Here is a 21,037-nt window from a genome sequence, read left to right on the forward strand (position 1 = left end):
CGGACGGGGTTCAGCGGCCCGAGGCCGATGCCTGCGCAGCCTGGGCACCCAGGTTGCGTTGCAGGATGTTGGAGAACTCTTCGATGAAGGTTTCCTGGTGGATGGCCACGCGGTCGATGTCGCGCGCAAAGCGGTTGTAGGCCACCACGGCCGGGATGGCAGAAAACAACCCGATGGCGGTTGACACCAGGGCTTCGGCGATGCCCGGGGCCACGGTGGCCAGGGTGACCTGTTGCAGGGCGGCCAGGCCCGAGAACGCGCCCATGATGCCCCACACCGTGCCGAACAGGCCCACATAGGGGGACACCGAGCCCACTGAGGCCAGGAAGGACAGATTGGATTCGATCACGTCCATTTCGCGCTGGAAGCTGGCGCGCATGGCGCGGCGGGCGCCATCCATCAAGGTGCCGGCATCGCTGATGCGGCGCTCACGCAGCTTCTGGAACTCTCGCATGCCGCTGGCAAAAATGCGTTCCATGGGGCCGGACTGGCGTGCGTTCTGGGCCGCGGCGGCAAACAGGTCGTTCAGGCTGGTGCCCGACCAGAACTCGCGCTCGAACTCCTCATTGAGGGCTTTCACGCGCTTGATCGAGAACAGCTTGCGGAAGATGGCTGTCCAGCTGGCGATCGAGATGCAGGCCAGCAAGGCCATGACCAACTGGACCACCAGACTGGCATGCAGCACCAGATGCACGATGGACAGGTCTTGAGAATTCATGAGAGTACTTCCAGGATGTTCGTCGGGATGCGGGCGGGGCGCAGGCTGGCCGCATCGACCCAACCTATGCGGATCGTGCCTTCGCACAGAAGTTCCACGGGCAGGCCTGCTGCATCCTGCAGCCAGGCCTGTTGGGCAATCTCCAGCGAGGCCCGGCCCGGCGTGTGCAGGCTCGCCGTGACGATGAGTTGATCGTCGAGCCGCGCCGGCCGGTGGTAGCGCAGTCGGGTCTCGCTGACCACGAACATGCCGCCCGTGGCTTCGCGCAGCGCCTGCTGGCCCACACCCAGGCTGCGCAGCCATTCGGTGCGGGCGCGCTCGAAGAACTTGAGGTAGTTGGCATAGAACACGATGCCACCGGCATCGGTGTCTTCCCAGTACACGCGCACGCTGTGGCGGTAGGCGGCACTTTGCGGGGTGGCTTGTGGGCTCATCCGGCCAGGGCCTTCAAGCGGGCAATCGACTCTTGCAGGTGCGCCATCGAGCTGGCGGTGGAGAAGCGCAGGAAATCCGCTGTCTCGGCCGTACCGAAGTCGCGCCCCGGGGTGACGGCCAGATGGCTTTCGCGCATCAGGGCGTAGGCCAGGTCCCAGCTGTCTTTCACGCCCAGGCGCTGGCACCAGTCGCGGCAGTGGGCCCAGGCGTAAAAGGCCCCGTCGGGCTTCACAGGCACAGTCAGTCCCACGCTTTCCAGCGCCGGGATGAAGTAATCACGCCGGGCCTTGAATTCGGCGCGACGGCGCTCGTACTCGGCCAGGCTGTCGGGCTCGAAGCAGGCGAGGGCGGCGTGCTGGGCCACGGTGCTGGCGCAGATGAAGAGGTTCTGAGCCAGGCGCTCGACCACCGGCACCAGGGTGTCTGGCACCACCAGCCAGCCCAGGCGCCAACCCGTCATGTTGAAGTACTTGCTGAAGCTGTTGATGCTGATGAGCTGGTCGTCGATGCCCAGGCCCGTGTGGCCATAGGTGTCGTCGTAGCTCAGGCCCAGGTAGATCTCGTCGACCATCGTGATGCCGTCGTGCTGCTTCACCACCTCGTGGATGCGGCGCAGTTCATCGGGATGGATCGAGGTGCCCGTGGGGTTGGAGGGCGAGGCCAGCAACACGCCACGGGTGCGGGGTGTCCAGGCCTGGCGCACTTTGTCGGCGCTGAGCTGGTAGCGCTCGGCGGCCGTGGTGGGAATCAGCACCGCGTTGCCTTCGGCGGCACTCACAAAGTGGCGATTGCAGGGGTAGCTGGGGTCGGGCATCAGCACCTCGTCGCCCGCATCAATCAGGGCCAGGCAGGCCAGTTGCAGGGCGGCCGAGGCGCCGGCCGTGATCACGATGCGCCGCGCCGGCACCTGAGCGCCAAACCGGTCGGCATACCACTGGCTGATGCGTTCACGCAGCGCCATCAGGCCGGTGGCCTGGGTGTACTGGGTGGCCCCATCGCGGATGGCTTTGGCAGCGGCCTCCTGCACGGCCGGCGGGGCCGTGAAGTCGGGCTCGCCAATGTTCAGGAAGATCATCGGGCGGCTGCTGTGCGCCACCTCGCGGGCCAGTTCGGAAGCAGCCTTGGCCACCTCCATGACATAGAAGGGCTCGATGCGCCCAGCTCGGGTGGAGATTTTCATGCGCGGGGCAATACAGGCAAAGGAGGCTGTGCAGGGGCGGGCGGCAGTTCAGTCGGCAGACGGCGGTGTGGCTGCTGCGTCTGGGGTCGTTGCTGGGCTGGCCTGGGGCGCCTTGCTCTTGTCGGCGGCCACTTCGGCGGCGCGCAGGCGCGGGGCCAAGCCATTGAGCACCGCATTCACGTACTTGTGACCATCGGTACCGCCAAATTCCTTGGCGAGTTCGATGCATTCGTTGAGCACCACGCGCCAGGGCACGTCTTGGCAGAACTGCAGTTCGTAGGCGCCGATCCACATCACGGCGTGCTCGATGGGCGAGATCTCGGCCAGCTTGCGGTCGAGCAGGGGCTCGATCTGGGCATCCAGATCATCGGCCTGGGCCACGCAACCGTGCAGCAAGGTGTTGTAGTGCGCAGCATCGGCCTTGTGAAAGCCCGACAGGTCGCGCGTGAAGTGGTCGATGTCGCTGGCGTCGTTCTTGCCCACCAGAAACTGGTACAGCGCCTGTAGGGTGAATTCACGCGCACGGCTGCGGTCGGATTTCGAGGCCGCCTTGCGGGCGCCGGTGCTGGTCGTGCCTTTGCGCGGGGCGCGCGGCTGGCGAGGGGCGGGGGAGGGGGTGTCGCTCATGAAAGTTCGTCCAGCAGGTTGGCCATCTCGACCGCCACCCGGGCCGCATCGCGTCCCTTGTCGGTCTGGCGGGCCACGGCCTGCTCCAGGTTTTCGGTGGTGATGATCGCGTTGGCGATCGGGATCTGGTAGTCCAGCGTCAGGCGGGTCACGCCGGCGCCCGATTCGTTGGCCACGAGTTCGAAGTGGTAGGTCTCGCCACGGATGATGCAGCCGAGGGCGATCAGGGCGTCGTACTCGTCCTTTTCGGCCATGGCCTGCAGGGCCACGGGCACTTCCAGTGCGCCTGGCACGAGCACGTGGTGGATGTGCTTGTCCAGCACGCCCAATGCGGCCAGCTCGGCCTTGCAGGCGTCGGCCAGTGCATTGGTGATGCTCTCGTTGAAGCGGGCCTGCACGATGCCGATGTGGAGTTTTTTACCGTCCAGCTTGTCGGACGTGCCTTTTTCTGCGCCAAACATGTGTCTTATTCCTTGGTGAGGTAGCCGGTGATCTCGAGTCCGTAGCCGGTCATGCTGGGCATGCGGCGCGGGTTGCCCATCAGGCGCATGCGGTGCACGCCGCAGGCGCGCAGGATCTGTGCCCCCACGCCGTAGGTGCGCAGGTCCATGCGGCCCCGCTCAGGGGCCTGGGCCGCGCGGGCCCGGCCCTCGAACTGGGCCAGCAGTTCGGCAGCGCTTTCGCCGCAGTTGAGCAGCACGGCCACGCCCTTGCCGCTGGCGGCAAAGTGCGCCAGGCTGGCGTCCAGCCCCCAGGAGTGCATGCTGCGGTTGATTTCCAGGGCATCCAGCACCGACAGCGGCTCGTGCACGCGCACATCCACCACTTCATCGGCCTGCCATTGACCCTTCACCAGGGCCAGGTGAATGCCCTGGCTGGGTTTGTCGCGGAAGGCATGGGCCTGGAACTCGCCATAGGCGGTGCGGATGCTGCGCACGCCCAGGCTCTCGACCAGGGATTCGGTGCGGCTGCGGTATTCGATCAGATCGGCAATGGTGCCAATCTTCAGGCCGTGCTCGGCAGCAAACAGTTGCAGGTCAGGCAGCCGGGCCATGGTGCCGTCTTCGTTCATCACTTCGCAGATCACCGAGGCGGGACTGCATCCGGCCATGGTGGCCAGATCACAGCCGGCTTCGGTGTGGCCGGCGCGCATCAGCACGCCGCCATCGACGGCCTGCAAGGGAAAGATGTGGCCAGGCTGAACCAGGTCGCTGGCTTGGGCATGGCGGGCCACGGCAGCCTGCACGGTGCGTGCGCGGTCGGCTGCCGAGATGCCCGTGGTGACGCCTTCGGCAGCTTCGATCGAGACCGTGAAGGCTGTCGAGTGCTTGGCCCCGTTGCGGGCCACCATGGGTGGCAGCTGCAGCTTCTCGCACATCTCGCGCGACAGGGTCAGGCAGATCAGGCCGCGGGCATACCGTGCCATGAAGTTGATGTACTCGGCGCTGACATGGTCTGCCGCCAGCACCAGGTCGCCTTCGTTCTCGCGGTCTTCTTCATCCACCAGGATGACCATGCGGCCGGCACGGATGTCGGCCACGATGTCCTCCACCGGGGAGATCGCCACGGGCGTGAGTGATTTGCTTGTCATGGGTGTCGATGTGATCGGGCCAGCTCGCCGGCATCCGGCCGATGCGTGTGCATCGGTGCGGAACGGGGCAGGGTGTGGTCCATGGGTTGATTCGGTTGTTTCCGTCGCCCCGCGGGTCAGTGCCCGGACGCCAGGGCGCGAGCCTGGCCGGCAGGCCACGGTGTGTCAGGGTGATGCGGGAAGCCTCTTGGGGAGATCCTGGATGAACCGACAAACCCCGATTATCGCCGCAAAGCCTGCCGTTCGGCATGGCGGGCGGGCACCTGCACCCGCGGAATGCCGATGCCAGCGCTTCACCGCCTGCGCCAGCGGGGCCGGAAAGCGCTGATCCAAAGCAAAACAGCAGGCCGCGGATGTCTCCGCGCCTGCTGTCTCAATGTTGGGGCCGGTCTGTTCAGAGGCCGGATCGGGCCACGCCAGTGCGCAGCCCAAAACCCATCACTGACCGATCTTTTCGGTCTTGGCGGCTTCAGCGCCGGCGGCCTTGCGCTTGGCGCGCGCAGCCTTCTTTTCGGCGGCAGTGGCCTTGGCCGAAGGAGCAGCCTTGTCGGCGCCACCAGCGGCATCACCGTTCTCGGAGGCCTTGGCAGCCTTGGCGGCTTCAGCGCCAACAGCCTTGCGCTCGGCGCGTGCAGCTTGCTTTTCAGCCTTGGTGGCGGGAGTCGAAGCAGCAGCCTTGCTGTCAGCAGCGTCCACTTCACCAGCGGCGAAAGCGTTGACGGCCATCAGTTGAACCAGAGCCACACCCACGGAAAGAATCACTTTTTTCATACGTTTCTCCAAAAATCCGAGCTAGTCAGTGAACGTCCAGGACCGGACGCTTGCACGTTTTGCTGTGCCTGCCAGTCAACATCAGGGAGCCCATGGCCGAACTCGCAGGCGCAGTAACACCACTCTAACGGAGTGGGCGGATGTTTTTTTGCGATGAGCGGTCGAAGTGTCCGAGTTGCGACACTTTTGGCTTGGGATGGGGTTTTTTGATTTGGGTGCTTGACACGAATCAAAAGTTGAGATTTTGAAAATTCGTGAGCTTCCATCGCAGGAAGTTACGCCAGCTCAAGCAAGTGGCGTGCCAATTTTGGAAGCCCCGTGGGGCTTGGGGCGTTGCCGGGGGTGGGGTGGGGGGGCTGTGGATTCAGGTCGGGCGAGTCCGTCGCCAACCCCTGGCGACGGGCTCGCCCGAGGGTGCGGGCTTTTTATTTCTTGGCGCGGTCGTCGGCCGATGCGGCTTCGCCCGAGCCTTGGGTCTTGTCGGCTTGAGCAGCGGCTGCACCTGCGGTCTTGCGCTTGGCCCGGGCTTCGGCCTTTTGTTCGGCGCTGGCGGGCTGAGAGGCCTTGGCGCGATCGTCGGCACTGGCGGCTTCGCCAGAGCCATTGGCCTTGTCGGCCTTGGCAGCGGCGGCACCTGCCGCCTTGCGCTTGGCACGTGCCTCAGCCTTTTGCTCGGCGCTGGCGGGCTTGGACGCTTTGGCGCGGTCGTCCGCGGTCGCTGCTTCGCCGCTGCCGTTGTTCTTGGCGGCTTGGGCCGCGGCTTCGCCAGTCGGGTTGGCGTGGGCAGGAATGAGTGCCAATTGGGTCAAGGCCAGGCCCAGGGACAGAACAAGTTTCTTCATGACATTCTCCAGAATTGAAATTGAGTGGTGCTGTTGCCATGAGGATCTGTGCATCAGCACCGTGCCGACACCTGTGATCGCAGGTCGTTCGCTGCCTTTTCGCACGCATCGGCTCGGTTGAATTTAATGGAGAAGTGATGCGAATCTGGAGGGATTTCAAAATTGAACTGATTTTGTGTGAGCAAATAATTTAAGTGTTATTTGCTGAAAATCATCCCTGTCGGGATTGGCCGTTCTGCCAGTGCCTCCCTCTGAAAGGCGTCTCAAATTTCAGCGATTTGATGCCTTGAAGGCCTGAGGATTGATATTGAGTGGCTTTATTGGAGGTATGAGTGGTGTTGATATTCTGGTTTTATCTTTAATCAGATATTGAGGGGCGCCAAATAAAATCCGGGCTGCGCCCGGATTTTTACATTTCGAATCTGTTATTGCGATTCACTTGTGGGTGCTTGAGAGCATTCGTTCGACGTAGCGCGCCACGGTGTCGATTTCGAGATTGACCCGATCACCGGCCTTCAACACGCCCAACGCGGTGTTGGCGACCGTGTGGGGAATCAGGTTGATGCTGATTTCTGCGCCATCGGCCGTGTCTTGCACCTGATTGACGGTCAGACTGACGCCGTTGACTGTGATCGACCCTTTGTAGGCCAGAAAGCGCGCCAGGCTGGCTGGGGCGCCGATGCGCAGCTCCCAGCTTTCGCTGATCTGTTCGAAGCGCACGACGGTGCCCAGTCCATCCACATGGCCCGACACGATGTGGCCGCCCAGGCGATCGTTGGCCCGCAGGGCCTTTTCCAGGTTGATGGTGCCGGTGCGGTCCAGGCCGCTGGTCTTGTCCAGGGATTCGGCCGATATGTCGACCGTGAACTGGCGTTCCGCCAGTTGCAGCGAGGTCACGGTCATGCACGCGCCATTGAGTGCGATGCTGTCGCCCAGGCCGACATCGTCCAGGTAGCCCGCAGGGGTCTCGATGCTCAGGCGTTTGCCGTGGCTGGCACTGCTGCCCAGGTCTTGCAAGGCCACGATGCGGCCGACGCCAGTGATGATTCCAGTGAACATGTTCAGCTTGTCCTGTCAGAAGGTTGAGGTGGAAATGGGGCTCCGGCCCGGCGCGCCAGCAGGCGCAGATCCGGGCCGACGCGATCGATGTCGGTGAATTCGAGCGTGCAGGCACCGTCCAGCTGGTTCAGCGCCGGCAGTGCCAGCAGGGGCCGTCCGGGCCCCAGCAGCTTGGGGGCCAGGTAGAACAGCCACTCGTCGGTCATGCCGGCCTGCAGCAGGGCCGCGTTCAGGATGGGGCCGGCCTCGACATGCAGCTCGTTGATCTCGCGGCGCCCCAGTTCGGCCATCAGGGCCGCCAGATCGATCCGACCGTTCGGACCGGGCAAGACCATCACTTCGGCGTTGCGGGCCAGGTAAGGGGCGTGGCGCTCGGGGTCGGCCACCGTGGTGACCAGCAGGCAAGCTCGTTCAAGCGTGAGCAGGCGGGCGTTGGGCGGTGTGCGCAACTGGCTGTCTACCACCACCAGCAGGGGCTGGCGCGCTGTAGGTACACCGTGCGCGTCGCGCACATTGAGCAGCGGGTCGTCCGCCAGCACCGTGCCCACCCCAGTGAGCACGGCATCGGCGCGCGCGCGCCAGGTCTGGCCATCGGCACGTGCCTCCGGCGAGGTGATCCACTGGCTGACACCGTTGTCCAGTGCCGTGCGGCCATCGAGGGAGCCGGCGATCTTGCTGCGCACCCACGGGCGCCCGCGAACCATGCGCGAGAAGAAGCCGATGTTGAGCTCACGCGCAGCCACTTCGCCGGGCCCGATCTCGACCGCGATGCCGGCAGACCGCAGGCGGGCAAAGCCTTGGCCGGCCACCAGGGGGTTGGGGTCTTGCAGCGAGGCCACCACGCGGCTCACACCAGCGGCAATGAGGGCATCACAACAGGGGCCGGTGCGCCCGTGGTGGGAACAGGGCTCCAGCGTGACATAGGCGGTGGCTCCCTGGGTCGATTCGCCCCGCGCCTGGGCGTCGCGCAAGGCCATGACCTCGGCATGGGGGCCGCCCCGCACCTGGGTGTGGCCGCAGCCGAGGACGCGACCGTCCGGGCCCATCAGCACCGCACCGACGGCGGGGTTGGGCGGGCAGATCAGCCGGGCCTGGGCGGCCAGGGCCTGCGCCAGGTCCATCGGGTGCTCATGGTGGGCGAAGGGGAGTGCGTCGGGGCGTGTCAATCCAGTGGTCCTGAGATAAAAACCGTCGTTCGTGTCGGTGTGTCGTGATCGGGCCGAAGCACGTATTTTCGTCGGATGTCATCACCTGGGTCGTCAAACGCCAAAAACAAGCCGCCACGCTGCTGCCTGGGCCTGACCCTGGTCGAGCTCATGGTCACGCTCGCGTTGGTGGGCGTTCTGGCCGGGTTGGCGGCCCCGGGCTTCAGCGTGCTGGCACAGCGCTACAAGGCCGATCTGGCGGCCAGCCAGATGGTGGCAGCCCTGAGTCTTGCGCGCCTGGAGGCCCTGCGGCGTGGCGGCGGCGTGGCGGTTCAGCGCCTGGAGGACGCCAGTTGCGCTCGCCCGGATTCCGTCCAGGACTGGTCTTGTGGTTGGGTGGTCTTTGCCGATCGCGACGGCGACGGTCTGTTCAACCCAAGCACCCGCTCTGGACGCGCGACCCCTGACCAACTGATCCAGGTGTTCCGGGTGGCCGATGGCACTGCGGTCATGCGCTCGCTCAATCTTCGCTCCTTTGTCGTGAACCGTTGGGGGCAACTGGGCGGCGTCAACCTGGGGTTCACCTTCACGCCGCCCAACAACCGGCTCGATTCCACCTACCAGGTCTGCAGCGCCACTGGGGGGCGCATCCGCAAGTTGCCGACCACCGTGGCCTGCTCCGCCTCATGAAGCCTTCGCACACCCTGTCTGGTGTGGCCCTGCTGGAGGCCCTGGTCGCCCTGGGGGTGCTGGCCTTTGCCTTGTTGGGGCTGTTGGCGCTGCAGATGCGCACTGGCACCGACGGGCATTTGGCCGCGCAACGCACATTGGCCACCCGCCTGGCACAAGACCTGTTCGAACGGGTCAAGGCCAACCCGGGTGGTGCCGCGGTGTTTCAGGCCTACCTGACCCCGACCGACCGGCCGGAAGCAGCGCTCGACCCTGTCCCAGGCCCCCTCATGGACTGCCGGGCCCAGCCTTGTGATCCGCTGGCCCTGGCTGCCTGGGATCTCGACCAGTGGCAGCAGCAGCTTGGCCGTGATCTGCCCCTGGGGCGGGCCACCGTCTTTGTGCCAGAAGGCAGCGCGGGTCAGTTGGGCGTGCTCTTGGCTTGGCGGGCCAACGAGGCCGCCCACGACGCGCGCTATTTGGCCCCTCTGCAAATTTCGCCCCTGCCGGGTCGTCCCTTGCTGCGCTGTCCCGAGGGGCAGATCTGCCAGCTTCTTTACACGGCGCCATGAAGCGGTCGGTGTTTCATCGTCAAGCACCCGAAGTGCGCCATCGGGCTGCACACGGCGTGTCGCTGCCTGAGCTGCTCACAGGTCTGGCCGTCGGCCTGCTGGTGGCGTTGGCTGCGGTGGGGTTGCTGGCCTCAACACGGGTGCTGTCGCGGCAAACCCTGGACGAGGCCGAGTTGATGGCCCAGGCCAACAACGCGATGCGTCTGATCGGCAGCCAGGCCAGGCCGGCCGGCGCGGTGGAGCTTTTGCCCCTCAACCCGGCGAGCCCTCCTGCGGAGCAAAGCTTTGTTTACAGCCAACGTTTTGATGGTCTGGACGTCGACGGCGATGGCCTGGCCGACGGTGCGTATGTCTGGGGGCTGGATGGACCGACCGGCGCTGGCGACACCTTGGTGCTGAGCTTCGAGAACCGATCTGCCAGCATCACCCCCGATTGTCTGGGCGCCGGCACCGCCAAAGGCCTGCACCGGGTGGACAGCCGCTTCTTCATGCGTGAGGGCCGCTTGATGTGTCAGGGTTCCAGCAATCCCGGCACGGCACAGCCGGTGGCTGAGTCGTTGGAAGATTTCCAGGTGCGCTATGCGCTGTTGCAGGGCGTGGGTGGCGGTGCCACGCTGCAATGGCTGGACGCTGCCCAGGTGGCTGGCCGATGGCTTCAGGTGCTGGCCATTCAGGTCTGTCTTCAGAGAGTGGGCTCGGTGGGCGGGCCCCGACTGGAGGGGCGTTCGTTCCTGGCCTGCAGCGGGCTCGAACAGGCCCACGATGGTCGCCGGCACATCGTGTTGCGCAATACCTTTGTCCTGCGCGGCGCGGGGCGCCCGCGATGACCCGGCGGCCGGGCCAACAAGGGGTGTCGCTGCTGATCGTGGTCGTGATGACCCTGCTGTGCGCCTTGCTGGTGCTGGCCGGTGCCCAGATTGTTCGTGTGTCCGAGATGCTGGCCGGCAACGACAGCGAAGCCACCCGGGGCTTCGAGGCGGCTGAAGCCCTGCTGCGCGACGCCGAGTTGGATGTGCTCGGCCTCGGGCCCCAGGGGCAGGTCTGCCGGCCCGACCCTGGCTGGGTGGGGTGCCGCAACCCGGCCACCACCACCACGCTGCCGCGCACCCTGGCAGACTTTGATGTGCTGGCCCAGCAGCTGACCCTGCGCGAGCCACCCTGTGCCGATGGCCTTTGCCTGAGCCTGGGGGCTGCCGCCACCGCCGAGTCGGGTGCCGGCTTCTGGCGCAACGAGCAGACGCTGGGCACTTTCGTGGCAGCAAGCGGCGGGGTTCCCTATGGTCGCTACAGTGGCGCCCCGGCAGCCGCGGGCGCGGGCAATCCCTTGCTGCTGTCCAGCGCCGCCCGAGGCGCCTGGTACTGGATCGAGGTGCTGCCCTACAGCACCGGTGCCGCTGCGGCTGGCGGAGACCTGGCGATCTGGTCGCCCACACCGGCGGACCCGTTCATTTTCCGCATCACCGCGGTGGTGCAGGGCCGGCGCTCAGGCGCCACCACCGTGTTGCAGACCCTGCTGGTACGGCACAGCCTGGGGGCGCCATGAGGCCCTTGATGGCGGTCATGCGCCTGAGCGGGCATTCCAGCCTGGTGCGAGCCGTCGGGTGGCCGCTGCTGGCCCTCGCGTGGGCATGGTGGGTGGCGGTGTGCGGGCCTGCCTGGGCCGAGCCATTGCCGCTGGAGACGGCGCCCGCAGGGGCCGCAGAGGCCCCGCCCAACCTGATCCTGTCCGTGGGCGATTCCCGGCGCCTGGGCCAGGCCGGGCTGCAGGCCTTGCGGCCGGTGCTCCGATCGGCCTTCAGTGCCGAGGCCGTGCCCGATGGCAGCCTGCGTTTGGCCTACCAGTCGTACGGCAGTTGCCGAGCCCAGCCTGACGGCCGCTGCGGCAAGCCCTTGAAAATCCGCAGCTTCGATGCCCGCGAGCGTGAGCCGTTCTTTCTATGGGCCGATGCGCTGGTGCCCGATCACCCCAACTCGGCGCATCTGTTGTTTGCTGAGGTCGGGCGCTTCATGCGGAGCACGGGTGTCGAGGGCCCCTATGCGGCTGTTCCGGGCCAGGCTGAGGCACCGGTGCTGGCGTGTCGCAGGTCTTACCACCTGTTCGTGGACGCGGGCGGCTGGAGTGACGAGGCATCGGCAGGCGAGCATGCGGCCGATGCCGGCTCGGCCGACGGCACCCGCCGGGTGCTGCCTGACGGCGTGGTGTTTGACCCTGAGGGCCAGACCGAGGCCCCGACGCGGGTCTTTCGCGATGGCTATCTGCCGCGAGCCAGCGCCAGCCCTGCCCACCTGGGCTGGCACCACAACACCCTGGCTGATTTCGCCTTTGACCAATGGGCCAGCGACCTGCAACCCCAACTGGCCGACCAGGTTCCGCCTCGTGTGCGGCAGCCTGGCCAGGCCGACTTCGGCACGCCGGCTGCGCCCTACAAGGTGCCCGAGTACTGGAACCCGAAAAACGATCCGGCCACCTGGCAGCACCTGAGCACCTCCACCGTAGGCTTCAACCCGCGAGCCCAGGATGCCTTGCCTGAAACCGGGCCGCGGCGACGCCCCTGGTGGGCGGGCGACACCTGGTCGGGGGATTTCCAGGCCCTGGTGCGCGGCGAGGTGGGCTGGTGCAACCCGATGTTCACGGCCGGCGGGCGGGTGGATGGGGGCTCGGGGCATCTGCCGTCCTTGAAGGGCGACGGGCCGCTGCCCCCCAACTTCTGCGTCGAGCCCAGTCCCTCGGATGGCAGGCCTCTGATCGACGATGCGCTGGCGCGGGCCCGCCTGCAAGAGCTCTGGCATGTGGCCCTCAACGGGCGAGGGCGTTTTGTTCAGGCCACGGATCAGGACGGCCTGCGGCAGGCCTTCAGCGACTTCCTCGGGCAGATCCAGACCGCCAGCGGCGAGGCTGAGCTGACCTTGGCGGCCAACACCCAGACGCTGGATGCCGGCGGCAAGCTGTACTTTGCCGGCTACCGGGCGCCGTCCTGGCGTGGCGAGCTGCAAGCCATCGGTGTTGACGACCAAGGCCGGCTGCAGCCCCGGCCCGACTGGGAGGCCGGCCAGGCCCTGCAGGGCCTGGACCTCACCCAGCGCCTGATCTGGAGTCATGACGGCCAGCGTGGCGTGCGCTTTGAATGGACTGCCTTGAGTACCGCCCAGCGCGAACTGCTCAAGGGCGGGCCGCGTGCACCCGATGCCGAGGGCGAGCTGCGCCTGCTCTACCTGCGCGGTGCCCGCACGGCTGAGGCCCGGCAAGGCGGGCACCTGCGCGATCGCGACACCGTGCTGGGCGACATCGTGCATTCCGTCCCCTGGTGGGTGGGGGCGCCGGTGGCGGGGCGGCCCGAGCCGGGCTACCCAGCCTTTGTGCAGCAGCACCGCGGCCGCGTCGGCATGGTCTATGTGGGCGCCAACGATGGCATGCTGCACGGCTTTTCCAGCCTGGATGGGCGTGAGAAGCTGGCCTACGTGCCCCTGGGCGCCTGGCCTCGGCTGCATGCCCTCACCGAGCCGGCCTACACCCACCGCTACAGCGTCGATGGCCGCCTCATGAGTGGCGATGTCCTGGATGCGGGCACCTGGAAGACCCTGCTGCTTGGCACCCTGGGTTGGGGTGGCCGGGGCTATTTCGTGCTGGATGTGAGTTCCCCCGCCCAGTTTGCCGAGCAGGATCCGGCCCGGCAGGTGGTGATGGACCGCAGCGACGGGGCTGACCCCGACATCGGCCACCAGATCCTGGAGCCCACCCTGGACCCGGCGCATCCTGCCAGGGTGTCGCAGTTCAGCCGGCTCAACAATGGCCGCTGGGCCGTGCTGTTGGGCAATGGCGTGAACAGCCGCAACGAGCGCGCGGTGCTGCTGATCCAGTACCTCGACGGCGCGAAGGAACTGCTCAAGCTGCCCACCGCCGTGCCGGTGCCGGCCGGGGCGGGCAATGGCCTGTCCACGCCCCAGTTGATCGACTTCAACGGCGACGGCCGGGTCGATGTGGCCTATGCCGGAGACCAACTGGGACAACTCTGGAAGTTCGACCTCAGCAGTGCCCAGCCTTCAGATTGGGGGGTGGCCGCGCCCGGCGGGCCGATCTTTGTCGCCGAGGACCCCCAGGGTCGGCGTCAGCCGATCACGGCGGCGCCGGTCTGGCTTCCCCACCCCTATGGTGGTGTGATGCTGGGCCTGGGGACCGGCCGCTTGCTGACGCTGGGTGACCGGAGCAGCACCGACGTGCAGACCCTCTATGGCCTTTGGGACACGGCCCGCGTGGGCATGGGGGCCTCAAGTGTGCAGATCGGGCCCGGTGCGCCCCTGGGGCCGGGCTGGCGGCAACTCAAGCCAGCGCCCTTGGTGGCGCAGCAACGCACCGAGGTGGTCCGGCAGGGGGCGCAGACCTACTACCGCAGCAGCCGCCATCCGGTGAACTACCGTGGGCCCGCCGCGGTGCAGGGCTGGTTCATGGACCTGCCACAGCCGCGTGAAAGAGTGGTCTCCAATGGCCTGGTGCTGGGCCGCCTGTGGCTGCAGCGCAGCCTGGTGCCGGCCCGCAGCGAGCCCGCCGACCCGGCTGCACCGAGCTGTGAGGCCCCGCTGCGCGAGGCCATCAGCGAGGAGTACCTGCTGGACCTCTTCAGCGGCGCGCCCGCCCCGTGGCCGACATTTGACACCGACGGGGGCGGCTTCACGGGCACCGAGCTGGCCGACATCAGTGGCTGGCGATCAGGGCCTCAGGCGCGCCTGTGGCAGCGCTCCGCGGGCTCGGAGGTGCTCAGCCTGGGGCGGGGCGCGCCCCTGCGCCTGCGCGTGCTGGGCGGGCCCTCGGTGCGCATCGGCTGGCGCCAGCTTCAGTGAGTCCAAGGGGCACGCATGGCGCAATTTGTCTGTCGAGGTCGTCGATCCCAGGGCTTCAGCCTGATCGAACTTCTGATCGTGCTGGCCGTGATCGCGTTGCTGGTGAGCCTGGCCTGGCCCGGCTACCAGGCCACCCTACAGCGCGCCCGCCGCAGCGACGCCCGCGAGGCCTTGCTGCGGGGCGCGCAGTGGCTTGAGCGCGTGGCCTCGATCCACGGGCAGTACCCCGAAGCGGCGGCCTACCCAGCCACCCTGGCCCTCAGCGCTGCCGGCCATTACCACATCCGGTATGCGCCCAGCGCCGATCTGGGGGCCTACACCCTCACCGCACTGCGCCGTGGCGCACAGGCGCAGGACCGTTGCGGTGATTTCGTGCTCGACCAGGCGGGGCAGCGGTCACTTGTGGGGCCGGCGGTCGGCAACGGCGTGGCCGATTGCTGGCAACGCTGAACGCCCGCCCCATGGGCGCGGCCCCGTTGTTGGCGGGCCGAGGGTCGCCTGGTTCATTGCTTGCGTTGCACGAACAGATTGCGCTTGGCGTCCTCGGGGTAGGCAAAGGTGACCAGCCCGTTGCGCACTTGGCCCATCACCAGCATGTTGGCCGAGATGGCTTCCTTGTCCTGAGCGCTGAACGGATGGTCATAGGTGGCCACCACGCCGTAGTAGGTCTTCATCCGTCCTTCGAGTGCAGCCTTGATGGCCGGGCCATCGGCCGGCCCCTTGTGGATGGACAGCAGGGCATACAGCAGCAGGTAGCTGGCGTCGTAGCCATTGGCCGCGGCCATGGGCACCGGGATGCGGCGGTTGTTGAACTTGCGCGCATAGCCGGCCAGAAACGCGGCGCGCCGTTCGTTGCTGGGCTCGGCGATGAAGGTCTGGGCCATCAGGGCGCCTTCTGCCGCGTCCTTGGCGCCGTCGATGAAAAACGGGAACGACAGCGTCCAGGGGCCGACCTGGGGCACTTTCCAGCCCAGGGCCTTGCGGCCTTGCGCCACCACGGCGTTCTCCGGGCCCACGGTGTAGCTGAAGATCACGTTGGCGCCCGCCGCCCGAGCGGCTTTGAGCTCGTCGGACAGGTCCTTGACACCCAGTGCGAAACGGGCCACGTGAACGGGCTTGAGGTTCTTGGCCGCCAGGGCCGCGATCACGTCCCGGGTGCCGCCTTCGCCGTAGCCCGTGGTGTCGGCAAAGATGGCCACCCGGTCCCAGCCCCGCTTGAGCAGGTCGTCCACCACGAAAGGGGCCTGCAGGGCATCACGGCCTTGCACGCGGAAGATGTAGCTTTCGGGTGCCGGGTACTGGGTGGTCAGTGCCGTGCCGGTGGCGCAAGGGACGATCAGCGGCACCTTGTTCTTCTGGAACACCTCGATCGAGTTGAGTGCCACCCCGGTGTTGCAGTAGCCGATCGTGGCCACCACCTGGTCGCGAACCAGTTCTTCGGCCAGTTGCCTTCCGCGGGCCGGGTCGGCCGTGTCGTCCTTGATCACCAGCTCCAGCGGGCGCCCCAGGTAGCCGCCGACCGCATTGATTTCGTCCATGGCCAATTTCACGCCATTGGCCATGGGCACACCGAAGTCGGCCGAGGGCCCCGTCAAGGGGCCGATCAGGCCGATGCGCAAGGGCGCCGGCCCGGCTGGGGGAGGGCCTGCCTCGGCGGCCCCTGCCGGCAGCCCGGCAAGCCCGCCTGCGAGCAGCAGGGCGCTGCACGCCCATGCCCCTGCCCGACGGCCCAAGCCGAAGACCGACCCCACGGACGCATCCGCCCGACTTGGTAAGAACTTGAAAGACACGTGACGACCCGCCCAGGTGGATGAACAAATGCCCGAATCTAGGGGGCAGTCCCCGCCTGCGGAACGGGGCTTACCCGAGTCACAGGCCTCTGACGATGGCGCGAACCGCTTGTTGCATGGCGCTCCTCGCCGGGGCGCCCGGGTTTGTCCGGCCCGAAGAGTGGGGTGTTGAAGGGGGTTTTGGCGCGGCAAGCATCCAGGCGCCGCTAACATGTCGTTTTCGGGGTCGCCGTGCGCGTTGGATGCTGGTGGCCGTTGTGCTGACCCCTGCTTTTGTGGCCTTGTTCCTGCCCCTGTGTGACTCTGTGAGCGCCTCCCGCGACATCAAAACCTATGGCATGGCCGAACGGGCCAACCACCTCGATTTCGACATCCGCGAGCAGCTGGTGCGGCCACCGTTGCTGCGCCCGCACCGGCACGACTATTTTCAGATCCAGGTCAGCCTGCAGGGGGATGGCGAGCAGACCGTGGGGGCCAGTGTGCGGCCGTTTGGCCGCGGCACGCTGAGCTTTGTGCTGCCCTACAGGGTGCATGTGGTCTCGCACCCTGAAGGTTCGCGCTATGTGATCCTGAACTTTTCGCAAGCCTTTTTGCGCCCCGACCTGCAGGCCGACCCCCTGGATCTGGAAGACGTTCCCCTGAGCCTGGCGCCCGAACTGGGCCCGTTCCTGTTCCAGGAGTACACCGACTTTGCCTTTGGACCCGGGGCATTTGCCGAGGTCGAAGCCCTGGTGCAGCGCATGCTGCGTGAAAACGCGCAGCGCCGCCACGGCAGCCTCACGCTGTTGCGGGGCCTGCTGTTGCAACTGCTGGGCCTGACCTGCCAGGTGTTCGAGGCCGACCTGGCCCGTCTGGCGGCCCAGCATGCGCAAAAGACCAGCCAGCGCGAAGCCTTGCAGCGTGTGGCCCGTTTCATCCGAGATCACCTGGCCGAGGACTTGACGCTGGCCGACGCCGCTGCGGCGGCGTTCCTGTCGCCCAATTACCTGGCCAACCTGCTCAAGAAGGAAACCGGCAAGACCTTCACCGAACTGCTCACCGAGCGCCGCATGGAGCGTGCGCAAGAGCTGCTGGCCCACACCTCGCAGCGCGTCATGCAGGTGGCCCATGCGGTGGGCTTCGCCGACGAGTCGTATTTCACGCGGCGCTTCCGCCAGAGCATGGGCCTGAGCCCGCGCGCCTGGCGCGACCAGTTGCGCCAGCGCCTGCAACACCCGGCCTGAGTGTCGCTCTGAGTGCTGCTCTGAGTGTCGCTCTGGGGGCGACACGCAGGTGCAGCCCACTTTGTGCTGGAAAACCGTAAGCCCGCGCGGTGGTGGCACAGTGCGGCGTTTTTACAGTCGGAATCTGTCGCTTTCGAACATCTTTACAGGCGGAGACTTTGATGACTGATTTGAACAAACGTGGCTGGCTGCAGGGCGGTCTGCTGATGAGTGCCGGGGCCTTGAGCGCTTGTGCCAACCCAGGCACGGCCCAGCCCGGGCGGCCGGTGGCCACCCCCTTCGAACTGAGCCACACCACCGTGCCCGTGGCCACGGCCGACGGCCAGCCCCTGGCCTTTCCGGTGCGCCGCATCTATTGCATCGGGCGCAACTACGCCGCCCACGCCCGCGAGATGGGCTCGGACCCGAGCCGTGAGCCGCCCTTTTTCTTTCAAAAGCCCAGCGACGCGATCCAGTTCGTGGCCCCGGGCACGGTGGCTGATCACCCTTACCCCAGCCTCACGCGCAACTACCACTACGAGGTCGAGCTGGTGGCCGCCCTGCACCGGGGCGGCCGGGACATCCCGATGGAGCGGGCCCTGGACTGTGTCTATGGCTATGCGCTGGGCCTGGACATGACGCGGCGCGACCTGCAGCGTGGCATGGGCGATCAGAAGAAGCCCTGGGAGATCGGCAAGAGCTTCGATCACTCGGCCCCCATCGGCCCCATCCACCCGGTGGCCCGCACGGGCCATTACACGCAAGGGGCCATCTGGCTCAAGGTGAATGGCCAGATCAAGCAACAGGCCACGCTCAACCACATGATCTGGTCGGTGGCCGAGCAGATCAGCCGCCTGTCCGAGGCGTTTGAGCTGTTTCCGGGCGACATCATCTACTCCGGCACCCCGGAAAACGTGGGGCCTGTGGTGCGCGGCGACCTGATTGAATGCCACATCGACGGCCTGCCCGAATTGAACCTGCGCATCGTTTGAGTCTGCTGACCGCGCTGCCGGGTTGAGGGACGTCAACATCAGGCCGCGGCCCTGGTGGCAGGATGAAGTCCGGTGGCATCGGGGTCGTCAGAACAGCCGGGCTCCGATTTCGGGAGCTTGTTCTATGAAGCGGCGCATTCTCATCATCCAGGGGCATCCGGACCATCGGGCCCCTCATCTGGCCCACGCCCTGGCAGACGCCTATGCCAGCGGTGCCCAGTTGGAGGGGCACGAGGTGCGGCAGATCTGTGTGGCGCAACTTGACCTGAGCCTGCTGCGCAGCCAGGAGGAGTGGGAGCGCAAGCCCATCCCGGCGGCGCTGACGTCGGTGCAGGAAGAGCTGCGCTGGGCCCAGCACCTGGTGTTCTTCTTCCCGCTGTGGTTGGGTGAGATGCCCGCCATGCTCAAAGGCTTTCTGGAGCAGGTGGCCCGGCCCGACCTGGTCCGGGTGACCGGGTCAGAGGGGCGCAGCAGCCCTGGCCTCAAAGGGCGCAGTGCCCGCCTGGTGGTCACCATGGGCATGCCGGCCCTGTTCTATCGCGCCTTTTACGGCGGCCATGGCCTGCGCTCGATGCGCCGCAGCGTGCTGGGCTACATGGGCATCTCACCGGTCAGTCAGACGCTGATTGGCCGTGTCGGGGCGATCTCGCCGCACCGTTTCGAGGGGCTGGTGCATCAGATGCAAGGGCTGGGGCGCCAGGCACGCTGAGTTTCTGATGGGTGGAACAAGCCCTAGCACAGACCTCGTCTTTACGGGGGCGCGGCACCGTGGGCAACTCCGGTATCAGGGTAAAGCCGGGGGTGTCTTCGGGCAATCTGCGACAATCCTGCCTCTCGAAAATTTTGACCGTCCGAAGAATAAATCCTAAATGAGCACTCTGACCACTGTTGAGATCCGTCCTGCCACCCTGCGAGATGCCAAGACCGTAGCCGAAATCCACACGGTGGCTGCCCAAGCCGCCTACAAAGGCATTGTTCCCGACGAGTTTCTGAAAAGCTCCTCCACTGACAAGCGCGTGGCCCAATGGCGTGAAGCCATCGAATACTGTGAACCCCAGGTCCAAGTGGCCATGGATGAAGGCAAGGTGGTCGGCTTTGTCGGCTTTGACCGCTCGCGCGATCCGAAGTCCCGCCCGACCACCGGCGAAATCTGGGCCCTGTACGTGTTGCCCAGCCACTGGGACAAGGGCGTTGGCCTGGCCCTGTGGGACGCCGCCCGCGAAGGTCTGTCTGAAGAAGGCTGCACCAACGTCACCGCCTGGGTTCCGCTGCGCAATGAGCGCGCCATGCGCTTCCTGGAACTGGCCGGTTTCAAGCGCGAGCTGAACACCGCCAAGACCACGCCCATGGGCGCCATCAAGCTCGAGGAAATCCGCCTCAAGCGCGGCGACCTGAACTGAGCCTGGCGAGCCCGGCAAGAGGCTGCTGACGCAGCCCGTCGGGTGCCTCTGAAAGCCCTCGGTCTTCGGACCCAAAGGCCACCGCCCTCGTGCAGTGGCCTTTTTTTCGTGGGCGATCGGTGGGCCGTTCGCGGCCTCAGCTGCCCTTGCGGCAGGCCTGATCGACGTACTGCAGTGCGTCGGGCAGAGCGTCGCGAAACACCAGCCATTCATGATCGCCATCGATCACGCGCAGTTCGACCTGCCGCGGCTGGATCTGATGCAGGCGCCAGAACAGGTTGGCCGACATCGGGGCGATGCCCAGGTAATCGTGGTCGCCTGACACGATCCACATGGGCACCCGCGCAGTGCCGGCCCGGTAGGCGTCGAGCGCAGCCGGGTAGTTCAGCGCCTTCCAGGTGTCGGCATCGAACTGGCCGTTGCGCACGAACTGCGGCGTGCGGCGTGCGGCCGAGGTTTCGGGAGGCAGGGGATCGTAGATCGCCGGGCTGATCACGGCCGCCCCGCAGAACTTCTGTGGGTGGCGCAGCGACAGGTTCAGCGCACCGTAGCCTCCCATGGACAGGCCGCCGATGGCCCGGCCGCTGCGCTCTTTCTGCACCCGGTAATGCGTCTCCACATAGGGCAACAGCTCGTTCATGATGGCCGTGCCGGCCTTCTCGGCGGCCCCGTCGGCCCACCACGATGCGGGGCCCGCTGTCGGCATCACCACCACCGAGGGCCGGATCAGGCCGCGCTTGATCAGGCCGTCCAGGGTCTCTACCGCACCGCCCTTGGTGCGCCACTCGTTTTCGTCGCCGCCTGCGCCATGCAACAAGTACACGACGGGGTAGGGCTGTTGGGCTTTTTCATACCCATCTGGCAGGTAGACCGTGAAGGGCAGGGGGCGGCCCAGCGCAGCCGAGGGCGCCTGATCGGCCAGCACCATGCTGGCTGCGTGGCCGGGCAGGGCCGCACTCAGGGCCGCGCCCAAGGTCAGCAGGCCCAGCAGATGGGCCTGCGCCCAACGGCGGGCACGCGCGCCCAAGGGGCGCAGGGTCGGGGATGTCAATGCCATGTTGTCTCCTGTTTTTTGAGGTCTGAGCTTCGTTCCGAGGCAGAGGAACGCGCTTGATTCTGGGTGCATGGGCCAAAGAATGTGCGCTGACACGCTAAATTCGACCTTTGAGCAGGTGATTCCTCGCAATGCAGCCCACGTGGGCGGCGCT

General features: G+C 66.5%; 22 protein-coding genes. 10 read left to right on the forward strand and 12 right to left on the reverse strand.

Features of this window, described 5'->3' with window-relative positions; all coding sequences use genetic code 11:
* Positions 1–10: 10 nt before the first annotated feature.
* The 10 genes from tolQ to ribD form a co-directional block, all read right to left on the reverse strand.
* Positions 11–718: a protein TolQ gene (tolQ, locus tag AC07PT_RS00200; RefSeq protein ID WP_492348753.1), complete on the reverse strand. Its 708-nt coding sequence runs from the start codon at positions 716–718 to the stop codon at positions 11–13.
* Positions 715–1,152 (reverse strand): tol-pal system-associated acyl-CoA thioesterase, encoded by a 438-nt coding sequence (gene ybgC, locus AC07PT_RS00205; protein WP_494655438.1) that lies wholly within the window; start codon positions 1,150–1,152, stop codon positions 715–717. Before ybgC ends, tolQ begins: the two co-directional genes overlap by 4 nt.
* Positions 1,149–2,333: a pyridoxal phosphate-dependent aminotransferase gene (locus AC07PT_RS00210; RefSeq protein ID WP_494655439.1), complete on the reverse strand. Its 1,185-nt coding sequence runs from the start codon at positions 2,331–2,333 to the stop codon at positions 1,149–1,151. Before AC07PT_RS00210 ends, ybgC begins: the two co-directional genes overlap by 4 nt.
* Positions 2,334–2,381: 48 nt before the next feature.
* On the reverse strand, positions 2,382–2,960 hold the full coding sequence (nusB, locus tag AC07PT_RS00215) for a transcription antitermination factor NusB (RefSeq protein ID WP_494655440.1): 579 nt from the start codon (positions 2,958–2,960) through the stop codon (positions 2,382–2,384).
* Entirely contained in the window at positions 2,957–3,421 is a 465-nt protein-coding gene (gene ribH / locus AC07PT_RS00220; RefSeq protein ID WP_492348757.1) for a 6,7-dimethyl-8-ribityllumazine synthase, read from the reverse strand. Before ribH ends, nusB begins: the two co-directional genes overlap by 4 nt.
* A gap of 5 nt (positions 3,422–3,426) precedes the next feature.
* Positions 3,427–4,551: a bifunctional 3,4-dihydroxy-2-butanone-4-phosphate synthase/GTP cyclohydrolase II gene (ribBA, locus tag AC07PT_RS00225; protein WP_492348758.1), complete on the reverse strand. Its 1,125-nt coding sequence runs from the start codon at positions 4,549–4,551 to the stop codon at positions 3,427–3,429.
* Positions 4,552–4,989: 438 nt separating this feature from the next.
* Positions 4,990–5,322, reverse strand: coding sequence for a hypothetical protein (locus AC07PT_RS00230; protein ID WP_494655441.1), 333 nt, complete (start codon positions 5,320–5,322; stop codon positions 4,990–4,992).
* Between the two features lie 425 nt (positions 5,323–5,747).
* A complete protein-coding gene (locus tag AC07PT_RS00235; RefSeq protein ID WP_494655442.1) occupies positions 5,748–6,164 on the reverse strand; it encodes a hypothetical protein in 417 nt (138 codons plus the stop codon).
* Between the two features lie 435 nt (positions 6,165–6,599).
* Positions 6,600–7,223 carry a riboflavin synthase gene (locus tag AC07PT_RS00240; protein ID WP_492348761.1) on the reverse strand — a complete coding sequence of 208 codons (624 nt, stop codon included), beginning with the start codon at positions 7,221–7,223 and terminating at the stop codon, positions 6,600–6,602.
* Positions 7,224–7,225: 2 nt separating this feature from the next.
* Complete coding sequence (gene ribD / locus AC07PT_RS00245; RefSeq protein WP_494655674.1) at positions 7,226–8,344, reverse strand: bifunctional diaminohydroxyphosphoribosylaminopyrimidine deaminase/5-amino-6-(5-phosphoribosylamino)uracil reductase RibD; 1,119 nt, start codon at positions 8,342–8,344, stop codon at positions 7,226–7,228.
* Between the two features lie 120 nt (positions 8,345–8,464).
* Between ribD and AC07PT_RS00250 the strand changes: the two genes are divergently transcribed.
* From AC07PT_RS00250 to AC07PT_RS00275, 6 genes are read left to right on the forward strand one after another with little or no spacing between them, the layout of a single operon-like run.
* Positions 8,465–9,058: a GspH/FimT family pseudopilin gene (locus AC07PT_RS00250; RefSeq protein ID WP_494655443.1), complete on the forward strand. Its 594-nt coding sequence runs from the start codon at positions 8,465–8,467 to the stop codon at positions 9,056–9,058.
* A complete protein-coding gene (gene pilV, locus AC07PT_RS00255; protein ID WP_494655444.1) occupies positions 9,055–9,609 on the forward strand; it encodes a type IV pilus modification protein PilV in 555 nt (184 codons plus the stop codon). The genes AC07PT_RS00250 and pilV overlap by 4 nt, the downstream gene beginning before the upstream one ends.
* An 8-nt stretch (positions 9,610–9,617) precedes the next feature.
* Positions 9,618–10,436, forward strand: coding sequence for a PilW family protein (locus AC07PT_RS00260; protein ID WP_494655445.1), 819 nt, complete (start codon positions 9,618–9,620; stop codon positions 10,434–10,436).
* Positions 10,433–11,152 (forward strand): pilus assembly PilX family protein, encoded by a 720-nt coding sequence (locus AC07PT_RS00265; RefSeq protein WP_494655446.1) that lies wholly within the window; start codon positions 10,433–10,435, stop codon positions 11,150–11,152. The genes AC07PT_RS00260 and AC07PT_RS00265 overlap by 4 nt, the downstream gene beginning before the upstream one ends.
* An 8-nt stretch (positions 11,153–11,160) precedes the next feature.
* A complete protein-coding gene (locus tag AC07PT_RS00270) occupies positions 11,161–14,445 on the forward strand; it encodes a pilus assembly protein (RefSeq protein WP_494655447.1) in 3,285 nt (1,094 codons plus the stop codon).
* A gap of 15 nt (positions 14,446–14,460) precedes the next feature.
* Positions 14,461–14,895, forward strand: a complete 435-nt coding sequence (locus AC07PT_RS00275) for a type IV pilin protein (RefSeq protein WP_492348767.1) — start codon at positions 14,461–14,463, stop codon at positions 14,893–14,895.
* A gap of 53 nt (positions 14,896–14,948) precedes the next feature.
* Here AC07PT_RS00275 and AC07PT_RS00280 read toward each other — a convergent pair whose 3' ends face one another.
* Positions 14,949–16,196 carry an ABC transporter substrate-binding protein gene (locus AC07PT_RS00280; RefSeq protein WP_492348768.1) on the reverse strand — a complete coding sequence of 416 codons (1,248 nt, stop codon included), beginning with the start codon at positions 16,194–16,196 and terminating at the stop codon, positions 14,949–14,951.
* Between the two features lie 377 nt (positions 16,197–16,573).
* Here AC07PT_RS00280 and AC07PT_RS00285 point away from each other — a divergent pair, with 377 nt between their 5' ends.
* From AC07PT_RS00285 to AC07PT_RS00300, 4 genes are all read left to right on the forward strand, one after another.
* Positions 16,574–17,458: a helix-turn-helix transcriptional regulator gene (locus AC07PT_RS00285; RefSeq protein ID WP_492348839.1), complete on the forward strand. Its 885-nt coding sequence runs from the start codon at positions 16,574–16,576 to the stop codon at positions 17,456–17,458.
* Between the two features lie 161 nt (positions 17,459–17,619).
* Positions 17,620–18,429 (forward strand): fumarylacetoacetate hydrolase family protein, encoded by an 810-nt coding sequence (locus AC07PT_RS00290; RefSeq protein ID WP_492348769.1) that lies wholly within the window; start codon positions 17,620–17,622, stop codon positions 18,427–18,429.
* Positions 18,430–18,553: 124 nt separating this feature from the next.
* Positions 18,554–19,138, forward strand: coding sequence for an NAD(P)H-dependent oxidoreductase (locus AC07PT_RS00295; protein ID WP_492348770.1), 585 nt, complete (start codon positions 18,554–18,556; stop codon positions 19,136–19,138).
* Positions 19,139–19,298: 160 nt separating this feature from the next.
* Complete coding sequence (locus AC07PT_RS00300; RefSeq protein WP_019574394.1) at positions 19,299–19,829, forward strand: GNAT family N-acetyltransferase; 531 nt, start codon at positions 19,299–19,301, stop codon at positions 19,827–19,829.
* A gap of 136 nt (positions 19,830–19,965) precedes the next feature.
* Here the strand turns inward: AC07PT_RS00300 and AC07PT_RS00305 are convergent, their stop codons facing one another.
* Positions 19,966–20,886: an alpha/beta hydrolase gene (locus AC07PT_RS00305; protein ID WP_494655448.1), complete on the reverse strand. Its 921-nt coding sequence runs from the start codon at positions 20,884–20,886 to the stop codon at positions 19,966–19,968.
* Positions 20,887–21,037 lie beyond the last annotated feature (151 nt).

Source organism: Curvibacter sp. GW821-FHT09D12, from assembly GCF_059416245.1.

Bases quoted from the DNA above. Each gene is read 5' to 3' on its own strand.
- tolQ (WP_492348753.1), bottom strand. From the start codon at position 718: ATGAATTCTCAAGACCTGTCCATCGTGCATCTGGTGCTGCATGCCAGT.
- ybgC (WP_494655438.1), bottom strand. From the start codon at position 1,152: ATGAGCCCACAAGCCACCCCGCAAAGTGCCGCCTACCGCCACAGCGTG.
- AC07PT_RS00210 (WP_494655439.1), bottom strand. From the start codon at position 2,333: ATGAAAATCTCCACCCGAGCTGGGCGCATCGAGCCCTTCTATGTCATG.
- nusB (WP_494655440.1), bottom strand. From the start codon at position 2,960: ATGAGCGACACCCCCTCCCCCGCCCCTCGCCAGCCGCGCGCCCCGCGC.
- ribH (WP_492348757.1), bottom strand. From the start codon at position 3,421: ATGTTTGGCGCAGAAAAAGGCACGTCCGACAAGCTGGACGGTAAAAAA.
- ribBA (WP_492348758.1), bottom strand. From the start codon at position 4,551: ATGACAAGCAAATCACTCACGCCCGTGGCGATCTCCCCGGTGGAGGAC.
- AC07PT_RS00230 (WP_494655441.1), bottom strand. From the start codon at position 5,322: ATGAAAAAAGTGATTCTTTCCGTGGGTGTGGCTCTGGTTCAACTGATG.
- AC07PT_RS00235 (WP_494655442.1), bottom strand. From the start codon at position 6,164: ATGAAGAAACTTGTTCTGTCCCTGGGCCTGGCCTTGACCCAATTGGCA.
- AC07PT_RS00240 (WP_492348761.1), bottom strand. From the start codon at position 7,223: ATGTTCACTGGAATCATCACTGGCGTCGGCCGCATCGTGGCCTTGCAA.
- ribD (WP_494655674.1), bottom strand. From the start codon at position 8,344: ATGGACCTGGCGCAGGCCCTGGCCGCCCAGGCCCGGCTGATCTGCCCG.
- AC07PT_RS00250 (WP_494655443.1), top strand. From the start codon at position 8,465: ATGTCATCACCTGGGTCGTCAAACGCCAAAAACAAGCCGCCACGCTGC.
- pilV (WP_494655444.1), top strand. From the start codon at position 9,055: ATGAAGCCTTCGCACACCCTGTCTGGTGTGGCCCTGCTGGAGGCCCTG.
- AC07PT_RS00265 (WP_494655446.1), top strand. From the start codon at position 10,433: ATGACCCGGCGGCCGGGCCAACAAGGGGTGTCGCTGCTGATCGTGGTC.
- AC07PT_RS00270 (WP_494655447.1), top strand. From the start codon at position 11,161: ATGGCGGTCATGCGCCTGAGCGGGCATTCCAGCCTGGTGCGAGCCGTC.
- AC07PT_RS00275 (WP_492348767.1), top strand. From the start codon at position 14,461: ATGGCGCAATTTGTCTGTCGAGGTCGTCGATCCCAGGGCTTCAGCCTG.
- AC07PT_RS00285 (WP_492348839.1), top strand. From the start codon at position 16,574: ATGGCCGAACGGGCCAACCACCTCGATTTCGACATCCGCGAGCAGCTG.
- AC07PT_RS00290 (WP_492348769.1), top strand. From the start codon at position 17,620: ATGACTGATTTGAACAAACGTGGCTGGCTGCAGGGCGGTCTGCTGATG.
- AC07PT_RS00295 (WP_492348770.1), top strand. From the start codon at position 18,554: ATGAAGCGGCGCATTCTCATCATCCAGGGGCATCCGGACCATCGGGCC.
- AC07PT_RS00300 (WP_019574394.1), top strand. From the start codon at position 19,299: ATGAGCACTCTGACCACTGTTGAGATCCGTCCTGCCACCCTGCGAGAT.
- AC07PT_RS00305 (WP_494655448.1), bottom strand. From the start codon at position 20,886: ATGGCATTGACATCCCCGACCCTGCGCCCCTTGGGCGCGCGTGCCCGC.